18 protein-coding genes, 1 tRNA gene and 1 pseudogene are annotated in these 14055 nt (G+C 44.1%); 12 read left to right on the top strand and 8 right to left on the bottom strand.

The window, feature by feature from the left end:
• Window positions 1–70 precede the first annotated feature (70 nt).
• Both WDY75_RS21735 and WDY75_RS21730 read left to right on the top strand, forming a co-directional pair.
• Window positions 71–277 carry a hypothetical protein gene (locus WDY75_RS21735; protein ID WP_006209159.1) on the top strand — a complete coding sequence of 69 codons (207 nt, stop codon included), beginning with the start codon at window positions 71–73 and terminating at the stop codon, window positions 275–277.
• Window positions 267–539 (top strand): hypothetical protein, encoded by a 273-nt coding sequence (locus WDY75_RS21730; RefSeq protein WP_006209160.1) that lies wholly within the window; start codon window positions 267–269, stop codon window positions 537–539. The genes WDY75_RS21735 and WDY75_RS21730 overlap by 11 nt, the downstream gene beginning before the upstream one ends.
• 113 nt (window positions 540–652) lie before the next feature.
• Here WDY75_RS21730 and WDY75_RS21725 read toward each other — a convergent pair whose 3' ends face one another.
• Together WDY75_RS21725 and WDY75_RS21720 are read right to left on the bottom strand one after the other, a co-directional pair.
• Window positions 653–817, bottom strand: a complete 165-nt coding sequence (locus WDY75_RS21725) for a hypothetical protein (protein WP_006209161.1) — start codon at window positions 815–817, stop codon at window positions 653–655.
• Between the two features lie 24 nt (window positions 818–841).
• On the bottom strand, window positions 842–1051 hold the full coding sequence (locus WDY75_RS21720; RefSeq protein ID WP_006209162.1) for a DUF5316 family protein: 210 nt from the start codon (window positions 1049–1051) through the stop codon (window positions 842–844).
• A gap of 923 nt (window positions 1052–1974) precedes the next feature.
• Between WDY75_RS21720 and WDY75_RS21715 the strand changes: the two genes are divergently transcribed.
• A complete protein-coding gene (locus WDY75_RS21715) occupies window positions 1975–2475 on the top strand; it encodes a hypothetical protein (RefSeq protein WP_006209164.1) in 501 nt (166 codons plus the stop codon).
• Window positions 2476–3035: 560 nt separating this feature from the next.
• Here WDY75_RS21715 and WDY75_RS21710 read toward each other — a convergent pair.
• Entirely contained in the window at window positions 3036–3179 is a 144-nt protein-coding gene (locus WDY75_RS21710) for a hypothetical protein (protein ID WP_156515052.1), read from the bottom strand.
• A gap of 274 nt (window positions 3180–3453) precedes the next feature.
• On the opposite strand from WDY75_RS21710, the pseudogene WDY75_RS21705 reads away from it, so the two are divergent.
• The 3 genes and pseudogenes from WDY75_RS21705 (at window position 3454) to WDY75_RS21695 (ending at window position 5387) form a co-directional block, all read left to right on the top strand.
• Window positions 3454–4536, top strand: a pseudogene (locus tag WDY75_RS21705) (IS3 family transposase).
• Between the two features lie 513 nt (window positions 4537–5049).
• Complete coding sequence (locus WDY75_RS21700) at window positions 5050–5232, top strand: hypothetical protein (RefSeq protein ID WP_006209169.1); 183 nt, start codon at window positions 5050–5052, stop codon at window positions 5230–5232.
• Entirely contained in the window at window positions 5208–5387 is a 180-nt protein-coding gene (locus WDY75_RS21695) for a helix-turn-helix domain-containing protein (protein ID WP_082834320.1), read from the top strand. The genes WDY75_RS21700 and WDY75_RS21695 overlap by 25 nt, the downstream gene beginning before the upstream one ends.
• Before the next feature lie 146 nt (window positions 5388–5533).
• Here the strand turns inward: WDY75_RS21695 and WDY75_RS21690 are convergent.
• Window positions 5534–5606, bottom strand: a tRNA-Val gene (locus WDY75_RS21690).
• A gap of 135 nt (window positions 5607–5741) precedes the next feature.
• Between WDY75_RS21690 and WDY75_RS21685 the strand changes: the two genes are divergently transcribed.
• Together WDY75_RS21685 and WDY75_RS21680 are read left to right on the top strand one after the other, a co-directional pair.
• A complete protein-coding gene (locus WDY75_RS21685; protein WP_036636523.1) occupies window positions 5742–6005 on the top strand; it encodes a hypothetical protein in 264 nt (87 codons plus the stop codon).
• A gap of 353 nt (window positions 6006–6358) precedes the next feature.
• Entirely contained in the window at window positions 6359–6802 is a 444-nt protein-coding gene (locus WDY75_RS21680; protein ID WP_006209172.1) for a GNAT family N-acetyltransferase, read from the top strand.
• Window positions 6803–6901: 99 nt separating this feature from the next.
• On the opposite strand, the gene WDY75_RS21675 is transcribed toward WDY75_RS21680, so the two are convergent.
• Both WDY75_RS21675 and WDY75_RS21670 read right to left on the bottom strand, forming a co-directional pair.
• The gene (locus WDY75_RS21675) at window positions 6902–7135 is read right to left on the bottom strand and encodes a DUF3892 domain-containing protein (protein ID WP_063479015.1); all 234 of its coding nucleotides are present in this window, start codon (window positions 7133–7135) and stop codon (window positions 6902–6904) included.
• 66 nt (window positions 7136–7201) lie between these two features.
• Window positions 7202–7939 (bottom strand): MBL fold metallo-hydrolase, encoded by a 738-nt coding sequence (locus WDY75_RS21670; RefSeq protein WP_006209174.1) that lies wholly within the window; start codon window positions 7937–7939, stop codon window positions 7202–7204.
• A gap of 249 nt (window positions 7940–8188) precedes the next feature.
• Here WDY75_RS21670 and WDY75_RS21665 point away from each other — a divergent pair, with 249 nt between their 5' ends.
• Both WDY75_RS21665 and WDY75_RS21660 read left to right on the top strand, forming a co-directional pair.
• Complete coding sequence (locus WDY75_RS21665) at window positions 8189–8743, top strand: hypothetical protein (protein WP_006209175.1); 555 nt, start codon at window positions 8189–8191, stop codon at window positions 8741–8743.
• Between the two features lie 90 nt (window positions 8744–8833).
• Window positions 8834–9145 (top strand): DUF1292 domain-containing protein, encoded by a 312-nt coding sequence (locus WDY75_RS21660; protein WP_006209176.1) that lies wholly within the window; start codon window positions 8834–8836, stop codon window positions 9143–9145.
• A 64-nt stretch (window positions 9146–9209) separates the two neighbouring features.
• Here WDY75_RS21660 and WDY75_RS21655 read toward each other — a convergent pair whose 3' ends face one another.
• Together WDY75_RS21655 and WDY75_RS21650 are read right to left on the bottom strand one after the other, a co-directional pair.
• On the bottom strand, window positions 9210–10685 hold the full coding sequence (locus WDY75_RS21655) for an aminotransferase class I/II-fold pyridoxal phosphate-dependent enzyme (protein WP_063479016.1): 1476 nt from the start codon (window positions 10683–10685) through the stop codon (window positions 9210–9212).
• Between the two features lie 260 nt (window positions 10686–10945).
• Window positions 10946–11569 (bottom strand): DUF1054 domain-containing protein, encoded by a 624-nt coding sequence (locus tag WDY75_RS21650; RefSeq protein WP_063479017.1) that lies wholly within the window; start codon window positions 11567–11569, stop codon window positions 10946–10948.
• 264 nt (window positions 11570–11833) lie between these two features.
• Between WDY75_RS21650 and WDY75_RS21645 the strand changes: the two genes are divergently transcribed.
• Together WDY75_RS21645 and gndA are read left to right on the top strand one after the other, a co-directional pair.
• Window positions 11834–12430: a hypothetical protein gene (locus WDY75_RS21645; protein ID WP_063479018.1), complete on the top strand. Its 597-nt coding sequence runs from the start codon at window positions 11834–11836 to the stop codon at window positions 12428–12430.
• A gap of 198 nt (window positions 12431–12628) precedes the next feature.
• On the top strand, window positions 12629–14038 hold the full coding sequence (gndA, locus tag WDY75_RS21640; protein WP_197477108.1) for an NADP-dependent phosphogluconate dehydrogenase: 1410 nt from the start codon (window positions 12629–12631) through the stop codon (window positions 14036–14038).
• Window positions 14039–14055 lie beyond the last annotated feature (17 nt).

Raw genomic sequence — 14055 nt, 5'->3', positions numbered from 1 at the left:
ATTGTTATTGATAAAGAACGAATGTTCGCATATAATACAAACAAATGTTCTTGTTAGAGGCGGTGGCATGATGTTTGAAAAATACCTGGAACAAACCATCGAAATCATTTACGAGGATCAGAAGGGTAAGATCACCCAGCGTAAAATACAGATCCATAGTGTTCGGGATTCGCGCATTAGGGCAACATGCCTGGAAACAGGTCAACCTCGTGTATTTAATGTAAACAACATTCTGTCCTGGAGACATGAGAAAGGAAGGGGTTCGCATGCTTCATGATCTGGAGGTCAAGCTGCTCAAAATATTGATTACCTATCAGGCTCATCGCAGCCGTGTCCCAACCTTGAGGCTGCTCAAATATCTTACCGGCCGGAAGGCGGTTGAAATTTTGGAAGGTATCGAATCATTAGAGCGGCAAGGTTACATTAGGTTTAATGTCTGGCGGGATATGCAAAGCCTAATTGTTCTAGAAGAGGAGTTACTGACTATAACGGAATGGAGAGAGGTGCCGTATTCTGGACAGCTCATTGAAATTCGATAGGCGAGGCACCCGTAACCATTGTTGGGATGATGCAATTCTGCTCTCCCCATGCCCAAAACTGCTGCAGCGTCAAAATCATCTGCTGGAGTTGGATAGATAGAGATAGAGATAGGTTAATCTGAGATTTTCAATTTCATTAAATGAACATATATTTCGTTCCTGAATGTTTCGATTGCGGGGACCCTTCTCAATGTACAAATAGAGAGCAGGGAGATCAGCACATATTGAACCCTCTTAACTTCTATTCCATGATCTTCGTTGCTAACAAAATCACTCATGAAGTCCCTCCTAAAAGTAAAGTATTAACGTAACAGAAGATGCACCGCGCCACCAACTGCAAGCAGTAAAACACCGGCTAAAAAGAACCAATTGGCTGCTTTCCTTTTAGAAGTCCGGTTCACCTTCGATTCAGCATAGAAATTACCTCTCTGCTGGTCTCCTGTAGTGAATGCTCCAGATAAGAGTCCTGTAACCAAGAGACAAACAATTCCTGCAATGATAAGCAGATTCATCTCGTGTTCCTCCCATCCATTTTGGGCTTATACGCTATTCCTTGTGGAGAGGTTGATTTCTACATTTAGATACTAATCCACATGTTCAAGTTTTCTAATGCCTTCTAATAGATTTATTCGTTTGTAGAGTCTATAAAAGGTTGGAGTAACTCCAACAATAATCAAGATAATAAACAATATATACATACCATACATTGAAAAAACCTCCAAGTTAATTGAAAAAGTTTCTAATTTCCAGAAAATAATATAACTTTTAAACTCAAATTTAACATATAGCTTGTTTTTACAAATTACACCTTTATTTGACATCAGAATAATAAGAATTTTGTAAAGATAAAATGCATTCATCCTATATATATTAATTTTACCAAATTTAATATTTTTTTGAGGGAATACATGGGTCAGAGAGGTGGATTAAGTATGAATATCAAAAAAACATTAGCAACCTTGTTTATGCTACGAGTCTTACAGTAACTTCCTCGTCGAGCTGAATCATCTCTTAATGCTGGTGAAGTGATGCAAAAATGTCGAATCATGCATTTTGGAGGGGGAAAATGGGATATTTAACATCGGTAATGACGAGCGATCCGTGCTATCAGGATTATGGTATTTTGGAGTAATTGCTATCACGGAGATATTAGGAATTGTCCTTGTTAACAAAATACTTACCAGACAGAATAAGCCTTAATGATCCTTTCAACTGCAATGGTAACATTATATTTCGTAATACCTGTGGATATACGCTTATTATTGCGAAGTAAAGAAAAACCAATAAAGGAACACCTGACAAAATGCGCCTCTATTAGACATCAAGATAATATCTATTTCGTAAAAATGTGATACTTTACCCCTATATATATTAAATTTTCCAAATGTTATGATGTTGTTGATCGAAATACATAGATTTTAAGAGGAGGAGTAACATGAAATTGAAAAAAATGTTGACGGTACTCTTGATTTCAACCAGTGTTTTTTCGTTTTCGCAAGCAGCCTTTGCTGACAATGCGACAACAAGTGAAGTGGCCCCATTTGTGATAGGGGTTGGTGACTCTAGAGAACTAGCTATCGATCTTTTACAACAACAAAACAACTTTAATCTTTTCTTACAAAGCGGTGAAGATGAGGATTGGTTCAAATGGACCAATAATACAGGACAAGATCGATTCGTTTTCGGTGCTGTTTGGCCTCGTGGGTACGCTGATAATATCTTGGAATTGGGGGCGATTGTTAAATATAACGAAACAAGAGAAACGAATCTGATAACTGGAGGCCTTACCAACAAAGGTAATACTGGTTATCCATCATTTTTTCAGAACCTGTATGTTCCTGAAGGAGCTACGTTATTCTTGCGAGTGAAAGCTCATGAATTTGTAAATACTGAATCGTACGAATTTAGCTTTACTTATTACAGTGCTATTCCTTGATGAAAATGAATATTGATTCGTATCGAAGAGCAAGCACCCACTTAGGGTGCTTTTTCTTTTCCATAAAGTTCTAAGGAAGAGGTGATTCGCGTGATAAGAAATCAATCTATTTACATTGGTCCAGCTTATTTACATCTTCTTTCGCAAATGAAATCAACCCTACTTTACATTTCTTTGTTTTCTGAGTGCTGGAAGGACCCGGATTCAGAATTCCGCTCCTTCAGCTGCTATTTCGGTTAAAAGTCTTATTGATTACGTTTTTTTATTTCCTCAATTAACTCGTGACACTTATTGCGCATAAATTCTGTATAAGTAAGAAGTTCAGTTTCATAAGCCATGAAATTATCGTGATTTCGATTTTCCTTTGAATACTTCTCACTAATCGCAGACAACCCGTCAATAATATTAGTTATTATTGAAACAAGTTTCTTGTTTTGTCTCGATTGCCTCAGGCAGATGCTTCTGTAATTGATGATTCATTTGATCTATATTTCTAAAAAGTTCTCCCTATTCAAAATTCTCTGTTGTAAAATAGCCCCAGGCTGAATTTAGTTTTTGGCTCAGAATTGTTGCCAGACCGTAAGCTTGCGATCTTTAGCCGGTTTTTCCGCCTGTCGTTGCTTACGTATTTGGTAAACAGCGATGCCGTACACTCCAAATACGCCTAATACGCCGCCTATAAATCCACCCATATCAAAATCCATATATAATCCTCCAACGTGGTTAAATATCCTTAAGAGCCATAATTCAACGATAGGATAGAAAAATCTTCACAGAGAATTATCCTTCATAAAAATTCCTTTCCGTCGCTCTTGTCATGCTGAATTTGCCTTTAGCTTTTATTGAAACTTTTGAACTGGAACGGTCCAATAATTGCCCCTCGGGGCTGACCCCGTAATATGAGACAAATTAAAATACCTTCAAGTGAAAGAAACCATGTTGTTAAGATGTGGAAGACAACTTGGAGGTGTTTTTACGTTGGCAACACGAGTTAGCTACCCCGTAGAAGTGAAAATGAGGCAATTAAAATGAGGTTACCAGGTATCCCGACGAAGGAGGTCATGGACAAGCTAGAGATCAGGAATGTCACTCAACTTTAAAGTTTGGATGTCGTGGTATCTTAATGGGGAACTTCATCGGCTTGAGCAGCCTGTCGGTAAGCAAAGGCAGATAATCGGTATCTGAAACAACAGCTGGAGTTACTAAAAAAGTACAAGGAGTTGGAGAGGAGGTGTCACCAGAGGCCGTAGTAGCCTGGATGGAATCTGTTCGAGGAGAGCTGTCAGTAAACTAGCATGGGAACTATTAGGGATTGCTCGTTCGTCATACTATCGCTGGAAAGGACCCCTTATTACAAAACGAGAAGATCTACTTACCGAGGAGATTCGTTAATTTTGCACCCGGCATAAATTCCTCGAAAGATTACTGCGCTGCTTCGAAAGGGCAATCCATCAATCACAAACGAGTACAGCGAATTATGCAACGTTGAGGGATTATAGTGTCGAGTCAGGACTAAGAAACGCAAGCCAACAGGACAGCCGACACATATAGCGGAACATCAGTTAAAACGTCAATTTGAGGCCAATGCGCCGATGCAAAAACTCGTAACGGGTATCACTTACTTGCCGTTTGGAGGAAAAACGTTGTATCTGTCGAGCATTTTGGACTTGTTTAACGGGGAGATCGTGGCGTACAGTATAGCAGACAAACAAGACACAGCATTTGTTTTAGATACGCTGAATCAGCTGCCTCTCACAAAAGATTCCATGCTCCACAGCGATCAAGGCAGCGTCTATACGTCACAAGCATATCAAGAGGCGGTGAAAGGAAAAGGCATTACCATGAGCATGTCCCGTAAGGGTACGCCCGCTGATAATGCCTCTACCGAATCGTTTCATTCCACGCTAAAGTCTGAAACGTTCTATCTCGAAGGATTAACCTGCAACGACGGCCATCGTTGAACAGACCGTTCGAGACTACATTTACTACTATAACTCAATTCGTATTCAGACGAAATTAAATAACCCGTCGCCGGTGGATTACCGACGACTGGCTGCTTAACTTGAAAGGTGTTTTGATCCCTGTCTCATAAACGGGGGGCAGTCCCCAGTCCCTTATTATCCTGAGCAGCTTTCTTTTTCGCTTCTTTAACCAAGATCTCTGCAATTGTATTGTGTAGGTCAGCTACTGGTGTTTAATTTTCACGGTTTAACAGCTATGATCTCGATCAGCCCATAGAACCCTCCATAACATCATACAGTTCTTCATTCTCAGGAAAGTTCCAACTCGGAGACTTAGCTCTCATAAAACTTTCTACATCCAGCCATTAGTTCCACATCCTCTCCTTTAAAACAAACCATTTCACCTAGCCTGCAAAATATATCGGTACTGTGATTCATTTTTTACATGTACTGTTGATTTAATAGCATGCGACGACTTCTGAATAAAGGAAGTCCGGGTCCTTCTGGGTTCTCAAATGGACTGCGGGTGTGGACGACCACGATCTAGCTCCAGATTTTGATTTTAAAAGTTACTTTCCCTTTCGCTTCGATATAATCGAAGAAGAATGATAGGATGATTAAATACCTAGAGAGAAGACTAACCGATCTGCAGCAGTATGTTAACCGGGAGATTGAAATGATATTAGATGATATCAAGCGAATGGAGTGGAGAGAAGAGGTTCATAAGTCACAAGTGAGTAATTTCAAATTAACACAGGTAAGCGATGATCCTTGGAGGGATCCCCCGAGATTTTAACGCCTGCTGATATTCAAAAGGTTCTTGATATTGGAATTAATCAGACCTACAATTTGATCAAAGAAAATCGATTTCATCATGTACGTGTAGGTCGCAAAATGTTGGTACCGAAGAAATCATTTATCGATTGGTTAGAGGGCGTGACCCATCGATAAGGGGGAGTATTGTTGTAGTTATTCGCGGCACCAAAAAATGATTAAATACACTTTACTTGAATAAAGGGCACCAATTGATACTTTTGCCTAATGGGAGGAAGATGATAAAAAGAAAAAAGTCCTTACAGTGTAAGGACTCTCGGTTATGATCTGTAGTGGGCTCGAACCACTGACCCCTACCCTGTCAAGATAGTGCTCTCCCAGCTGAGCTAACAGATCATGAAATATTTAAAAAGGTAATTCATATATTACCAGCAGACATTATGGCTGTCAATGGTTTTCTCGTTATAAAAAATCATGTTCCGGTTCACACTACATAGAGCATGATTTTTCCATTAGAGGAGCGTGAATGGCATGAGAGGTCGGAAATCCCATCGTTTCAAACAAGCAGGGCTGCTTCTTTCATTCATCGTAATATCTACTCTCGGGAGCGGGTGCAGTATCCCGGAGAGAACGTCGGTGCAGCTTGAGCCGCTGCATGCTCCGGCAGCACCTGTGCTGCTTGATGTTTACAGCCGTTCTGTTGAGCAGGATGTATACTCCAAACCGGGAAGTGGGTCACTGGAGCCGGTATCCCCGATGGATTCGGAGGATACGTTACACGATCTGAATCCGTAACAAGCTGTAAGGACGACCCGTGCTGGATCGAATTCCGCGAACGGTCCGTACTCTTGCTCGATCAACGAGCAGAGCAAACCGCCGGCTGGCAGGCTGGCGGTTTGTCGTATAACGGCCGATGCTATTCCTCATCCCATTTGCGGGAATACCCTTTTTTAATCGCCCAAAAGACGGGGTAGATGATCAGGACGGCTATGATAATCGCCCAAAATATCGTAGCTCCCATGCCCATAGAGGCAACGCTCCTTTCAAGAAGACAGTAGCTTCTACTATACAGGAAAACGAATATTTTGTATAATATCTCGACCTGCAGAAATCACAAGAAATTGATTCTACATAAAAGAGGTGTTGAAATGGCAGCAGAAATCATAAATGTATCAACCGAAGAGCAATTGCAGCAGGCGCTGGATATTCGCAAGGACGTGTTCGTGCTGGAGCAGAAGGTGCCCATTGACTTGGAGATCGATGACTACGACAACCTGGAATCGGATGCGCATCATGTGCTGATCAAGTCCGAAGGGCAGTTTGCGGCAACGGGCCGCATCACGTATTACAATAAAGATTCCGCCAAAATGCAGCGCATTGCGGTTCGCAAGCCTTTTCGTTCCAAAGGGATTGGCCGGGTACTGATGATGGCGCTGGAAACGCAGGCGCGTGAATTGAAGCTGCAGTATTCCATCCTGGATGCTCAAGTGCAGGCAGAGCCATTTTACCGCAAGCTGGGTTATGAGACGATATCGGACGAGCCGTTTGATGATGCCGGCATTCCCCATGTCCGTATGAAAAAGGAACTGTAGACGGTTTCGGTTTAATTATACGAAAATGCCGAACATCCAAATTGGTTATATAGAAAAAAAAAGACCCCGAGTTGAACTCGAGGTCTTTTTTTTTGTTGATTAAAACGTCGGCAGATTGTCCAGGTTGTTGCTGGGATCGCCATCCGCATTGGAACGAAGGTGTTCGTCGCCGTCACGTCCACGGAAGACGTTCAGGTTCTTGATCTCTTTATTTTTGACCATGTGTTGAGCTGTTTTGTAGTCAACGACAGTTCCGTTATCCAGCTTAAGTTCGATGATGTCGCCGTCGCCATTTTTGCGTACGCCTACGACTTCTTGTTGACCATTGTCCATATCATATCGCCTCCCGAGTTTAGTATTCCCGGGAAGCCTTACAATCTATGCATGATATATATTGATCTACAATTCGTATACCCGCTGCTGCTCTACAAATTCCATGGTGCCGGTCTTGCCAATGAACGCTTCAACGTCATCGCTGTAATGCATGAGATAGGTACGCTCCTGAATCTCTTCAGGAAGACTTAGCAGTTCGTCAAGGGTAGTATGAACCTCGCCCGGACCCTGCAGCTGGCATTCATGCAGAATAAATTCACAATCCCGCTCGTTCACCAGCTTGTGGAGCAATGCAGGATCAAACACCATATCCGCGCTGTAAAAAATCCGGTCATTCAAATAGAGGGAATAGCTATCCTTCCCTGGAATATGCTGCGTATGAATCAGCTCTACCGAGATTCCCGAAGAGATATCGGCTTTCACCCCAGGTTTCAGGGGACGAACGTCAAATACATCCTCCAGGGAGGAGATATGTCCTTGCTGGTATAATCCGCCCTTGAGAGAATGCTCCCATATCGGTTCGACCAGCGCTTCAGCGATGTAGAGCGGGATTTTGCGATTGTATTTCATTTTCATAATAAAAGCGAGCTCCTCCATACCGCCAACATGGTCAGCATGGATATGCGTGATGAGCAGAGCATCCAAATCATCGAACGTCAGATCTAATTGATGGAGTGCCATAGGAGCCGTAATACCGCAATCAATGAGCAGCGTGAAATCCCCGTCGTGGAACAGTGCATTGTTGTTGTAGTAGTTCTTGGCAAACGCACTGCCGGTGCCAAGCATTTGCAATTTCAGTGTCAATGGATGAAACCTCCTGATGAAATGATGTTAGTCCAGTAAGCTAATGTATATTTTAACGAATTATATGTAGATTTACACCGAGTTTATGATAGAAACACCCCGATGTTGCAGTGAAAATCAGGATAGGCACACGCCGAAAGGCATGAGGAAAAAATTTTACCACAAAGTGCAAAATTGTCCGCAACTTGTTTTTTGACATGTAGTATACACATATAACAACATGATGAGCCAATGGAGGGAAATGATAAAATGAAGTGGAAAAAAGTGATGGCATGTATGCTCGTGCTTTCTTTAATGGGTAGCAGCACCCTTTTATTTGCAGATTCCGTCAATGAACGGGTTCGTGTATGGATGAACGGACGTGAATTAAAAGATGGCGGGTATTTAATTGATGGCAAAACCTATGTGCCGGTGAGGGAATTTGACGGTGCGGTGGATTGGAATTCTTCCAATGGACAAGTTCAAGTCATCAAGCCGAATGTGCATATTTTTCTGTTTAAAGGAGATACTGTATTCGGCAACGTGAACAAAGGCAAGTTGAAGTTCAATGTATTCAGTCAGGTAGACAGCTTGAACAATGACATCCATGCAGTGAAAGTCGCCATCGAGGATCCTTCGGGTAATATAAAAGATATCCAGTCCCAGGAAGTGAAGGACCGCAAGGATAACTTCTGGTTCAGAACCTATGATTTTACGTACGATTTTAAAACAACCGGCAAGTATTCCGTTGGCTTCTATGTAAAGGTCAAATCGGATACCGGATTTGTGAAAGTTGCGGAGAAAGTGATCACTGCACTTAACTAATGAGAGCGTCCCTTGGGGAAATTGACCTGAAGAAGCTATCCATGATACGATACGAAAGTATGATAATTTAACCGAAGTGAGGTTTTTTCAATGAGTGAACACAAACATGAACACGGAGATGCTTGCGGTCATGACCACGACCATGAGCATGAAGAGTTTGTGCTGACATTGACGGATGAAGAAGGAAAAGAAGTAGAGATGGTTCTTGTTGAGACATTTGATGTCGGCGAGAAGCTTTACGCGCTTTTGCTTGAACGCGAAAATCCGGAAGCGGACGGCGTCATTCTACGTATGGAAGAAGAGAACGAGGAAATGGTTCTTTACAATATTGAGGACGAAGAGGAATGGAATGAAGTAGAGGCGGTTTATAACGAACTGGTCGCTGCTGCAAACCAGGAATAGTACGCCTTAACTGAAAATCCCGGTGCGAACCTCTCGCATCGGGATTTTTTGTGTGTACAGGTATTTAGAAGATCGGATTGGTTTCCACGATGACCTTCACATTTTGGATGCTGCGGTCCTCAGGACCTTTAACCGGAAGTCCTACATCGACATGATCAATGATGTAATCAATGTTTTCCTGGGAAATAACTTCACCCGGAAGCAGAATCGGAATTCCTGGCGGATAGACATAAATAAATTCAGCAATAATGCGTCCTGCTGATTCCTTGAAAGGAACAACCTCGGTATCCCCGTAGAAAGCATCGCGAGGGATAAGCGACAATTGCGGAATTTCCGGCGTTTTTACAATCAGTTCGTTAATTTCATTCACATGCATGTATACGTCCGAAAGCTCACGGAGCGCCGTCAGCAAAATGTCGATCGTTTCCTGGTTGTCTCCTGGTGTAATGAGGCACAGAATATTGTACATATCGCTGAGCTCTACTTCAATATTGTAGTGATCTCGAAGCCAGTTCTCGGTTTCATACCCCGTAATGCCGAGATGGCGGACATGGATCGTCAGCTTGGTTGGATCAAAGGAGTACGTTGCTTCACCGCCTAAAATTTCTTCACCAAAGCTGTACAAGCCTTCGATCTTATTGACCTCATCACGTGCATATTGTGCCAGCTCAATCGTTTTTGCAGCCATCTCACGGCCATGAAGAGCCAGGCTCCGGCGCGAAGTATCCAGCGATGCCAGCAAAATATAGGAAGTTGACGTTGTTGTCAGCATACTGATGATGGTCTGTACGCGGTAAGGGTTAATGTAACCGTTCTTGGTATTCACGTTCAGCACGGAACTTTGGGTCATCGAACCGCCGAGCTTGTGAACGCTGGTCGCTGCCATGTCCGCGCCTGCTTCCATAGCCGACATCGGAAGCTCCTCATGAAAGTGAATCAATACCCCATGCGCCTCATCCACCAGAACAGGCACGTTATAGCTGTGCGCCAAATCGACGATTTCTTTCAGATCTGCGCTTACGCCAAAATAGGTCGGGTTGATGACCAATACAGCTTTTACGTCAGGGTGACGTTTTAACGCTTTCCGAACCGAGCTGATGGTGATCCCGTGGTCAATCCCTACATTATGATCCTGGGCAGGCGATACGAATACGGGCTTGGCGCCGGTAAAAATGATGGCGGAAAGCACGGACTTATGAACATTCCGCGGTACGATGATTTTGTCCCCAGGCGAGCAGACCGACATGATCATGGTCATGATCGCTCCGCTTGTCCCTTGTACACTAAAATAGGTATGATCAGCACCAAATGCGTCAGCAGCCAGCTTCTGGGCTTCCTCGATTACGCCTGTAGGCTGATGCAAGTCGTCAAGCGGCGCAATATTGATCAAATCTATAGAAAAGGCATTATCCCCTATAAATTCCCTAAATTCGGCATCGGTGCCGAGGCCCTTCTTATGTCCCGGAATGTGAAATTGCACGGGGTTTTTGGCCGCGTGTTCCTTAAGTGCGGTGAAGAGCGGTGTACGACTGTGGTCCATGGACGTTGTCACAACCTTTCCTTGTCTGTATTTTCATATGATTTGTTGAATACGGTTATTATATAAACAAAATTGAGTATAGCAAAATAGGGGGGGAATGCAAGGAGAATGTACGGCTTTTCTTGCTTTGTACACGAACCCTTCAAACTTTAGACATATTAAGGAGGAAACTTGAGATCTTCATCTTTCCTTCATTAAAATATCACCCATAAAAAAAGAGCCGCTCAGGCAGCCCTTTCCCCTTTTGATTGCATTCTCGCTTAAAATGCCAATTTATAAAGCGGCAGCAGCGTCTCAAACGTCTCCTGCACCTTCTTAACCAGCTCGTCCCCGTCCAGCTTGACGGCTTCCTCGCGTGGAATCTGCAGACCGCATAAGACCTCGGATTTTTTCACCTGCTTCAGCTTATGAATCAGTGAGGCGAACTCCTGTTCATTCATATCCTGATGAGGCGTGCCAGCCGGGTTCATATGATCCGTGGACCAATAGAAGTTTTTAGGGAGTGCCTTCGCTGTTTTCTTCAGTTTGGCTTCCAAATTGCTTGCAAACACGGTTTTGTTCGGGCTCTCGTATATGACCGCGAAGATAATAAACAGATGTGTGCCGAACATGCCCACCTGAAAATGGGGCAGAGCTTTGTAACCCCGCTTGCTGGCAGCCCAAGCGACCCAGGTGTCGATGGGAGGGTTGACGGTGCGTCTTGCATGCTTGGCCACGTGCACAAACATCTCTTCACCGGCCAAAGCGGATACATAAGGCGCTATCTCGGCACCCAGCGTCTCCAGCTTGGGTCTTACCCGTTCAATGAGAACCTCCATACGGGCTTCAAGCCCGGGAACGGAGAATACTTCGAAATCTTTATCTGTGAATCCGGTAACCGTCATGGATGTGATGGCCTCCCTGTTGTTGATTTAGATAGAACCTAAACTCGGCTTTTGAATAACTTATTATACCATAAGGCCAATGGACGTCACGCATCGCCCACGAAAGCTTCACCGGATTTTCATGTGGGTTAAAAATAGTCAATAAACCAAGTTACCGTTACATAAGATGGAGTATAAGATATAGATAAGACAACGTCAAAAGCAGCCATTGGGGAATCTTCACCGTCGTCTAGTGATCGGTAGTAAACCGGAGGAGGGAGTGCCGTGAATAAGAGCGAGGAAGTGGAGTATTGCAACCTGGAGCTCCGGTTTGATCGCCGGCATATCCAGGACCTAATCAAGGAATTGATCCAAGAAGGATATTCGCTTTATTGGAGCGAGAATGATACGCAGTTTGTCATTTCAATCCGGACAGGGCGCAAGCTGGTAAAGCTGCGGTTTCAACGCACGGGCAGCGGATTTAAGCTGGTAGGTGATTATATGATTCGCGATCCCAAGCTGGCTGAATGGATGGAAAAATTAATCGAGAATACCCGTGGCCACGCTGTCGTCAAACGTTTCAAGGACCGGCAAATATTGATTGAGAATATTTTGTTCGGTGAGGTCATAAGGCTCGTGGAAATATCCGGCTACCGCCAGCGGGTTTTATTCCAGAAGGGGACGCCGATGACGGAGCAGGAAATGCTGCGGTTGTTCGAGTCGGATGTGGGGGAACAGCGGCTGCTGTTGTCCAGACTGGAAACGGACGATGAGCTTGAAAAGCTTCATGAAGCGCTGCTAGAGGGGAACCGGGATAAAGTCGAGGCGTGCAAGCAAAGATTACTTGAGCTTTCCTTAGAGCTGATGAGGTTGGAGTGGTAAACCTGACTTCACTCGCAGATACAAGTTTAAAGCACGAACAACACTCCGAAACAAAATAGGGGTGTTTTCGCGCGTGTTCTGATTTTGTGACAGGGGTTCACTTGTCAAATGAAAAACGTTAATATAAGATTATTGCAAATCATCTCGGATAGGGATGGGTTGTTTAAAAATATATTGGAGCAAAGGATGGAGAACCAGATGTCAAAACAACAAATCGGTGTCATTGGCCTTGCTGTAATGGGTAAAAACCTGGCCCTGAACATCGAAAGCAAAGGCTTCACCGTTTCCGTATATAACCGCTCTCCGCAAAAAACGGAAGATATGCTGAAGGAAACCGAAGGCAAGCAAGTGAAGGGGACTTTTTCGATTGAAGAATTCGTGGATTCCCTTGAAACTCCTCGTAAAATCCTGATCATGGTTCAAGCGGGACAAGCTACTGACGCTACCATTGAACAGCTGATTCCACATTTGGATCAAGGTGATATTATTATCGACGGCGGTAACGCTTATTTCCCTGATACCCAGCGCCGTAGCAAGGAACTGGCTGAACAAGGCTTCAACTTTATCGGTGCTGGCGTTTCCGGTGGTGAAGAGGGTGCGCTGAAAGGCCCTTCCATCATGCCGGGTGGACAAGAAAGTGCATACAAGCTGGTTGAACCTATTCTGACAGCCATCTCGGCTAAAATTAACGAAGAACCATGCTGTACATATATCGGACCAGACGGTGCCGGCCATTATGTAAAAATGGTTCACAACGGTATCGAGTATGGCGATATGCAGCTGATCTGCGAAGCTTACCAACTGCTCAAAGACGTATTGGGTCTGGATGCGAAGGATCTTCATGGAATCTTTACGGAGTGGAACCAGGGCGAACTCGACAGCTATCTGATCGAGATTACAGCTGACATTTTCTCCAAATACGACGAAGAAACCGGCAAGCCGATGGTTGACGTTATTCTGGACACGGCTGGTCAAAAAGGAACAGGCAAATGGACAAGCCAAAGCTCGCTGGATCTGGGCGTGCCATTGTCCATGATTACGGAATCCGTATTCTCCCGCTTCCTGTCCGCCATGAAAGAAGAGCGCGTAGCAGCAAGCAAAATCCTGAACGGTCCTAAAACGGATGCATTTGACGGCGACAAAGCCGAGTTCATTGAAAATGTGCGCAAAGCGCTGTTTGCAAGTAAGATCGTATCTTACGCCCAAGGCTTCGCACAGCTTCGTGTCGCTTCCGACGAGTACGGCTGGAACCTGCAGTACGGCAACCTCGCTAAAATTTGGCGCGGCGGCTGCATTATCCGTTCCCGTTTCCTGCAAAACATCACCGATGCATATGAGAACAATCCTGAGCTGAAGAACCTTCTGCTGGATCCGTTCTTTACCGATATTATCGAAACCTATCAAGATGCATGGCGTAAAGTTGTCGCTTCCGCGGTGTCCCTGGGTATTCCGGTTCCTGGTTTCTCCAGTGCGCTTGCCTACTACGACAGCTACCGCACAGCAAACCTGCCAGCAAACCTGCTGCAGGCACAGCGTGATTACTTCGGCGCTCACACCTTCAAACGTGTGGACAAAGAAGGAACGTTCCACTACAACTGGATGGACTAAAACCTCAGGTATAGGAC

The organism is Paenibacillus glucanolyticus (assembly GCF_037333485.1).
GTDB lineage: Bacteria > Bacillota > Bacilli > Paenibacillales > Paenibacillaceae > Paenibacillus_AQ > Paenibacillus_AQ glucanolyticus.
The sequence above is the reverse complement of the archived record's forward strand: the minus strand, read 5'-3'. Positions and strand labels throughout refer to the sequence as shown.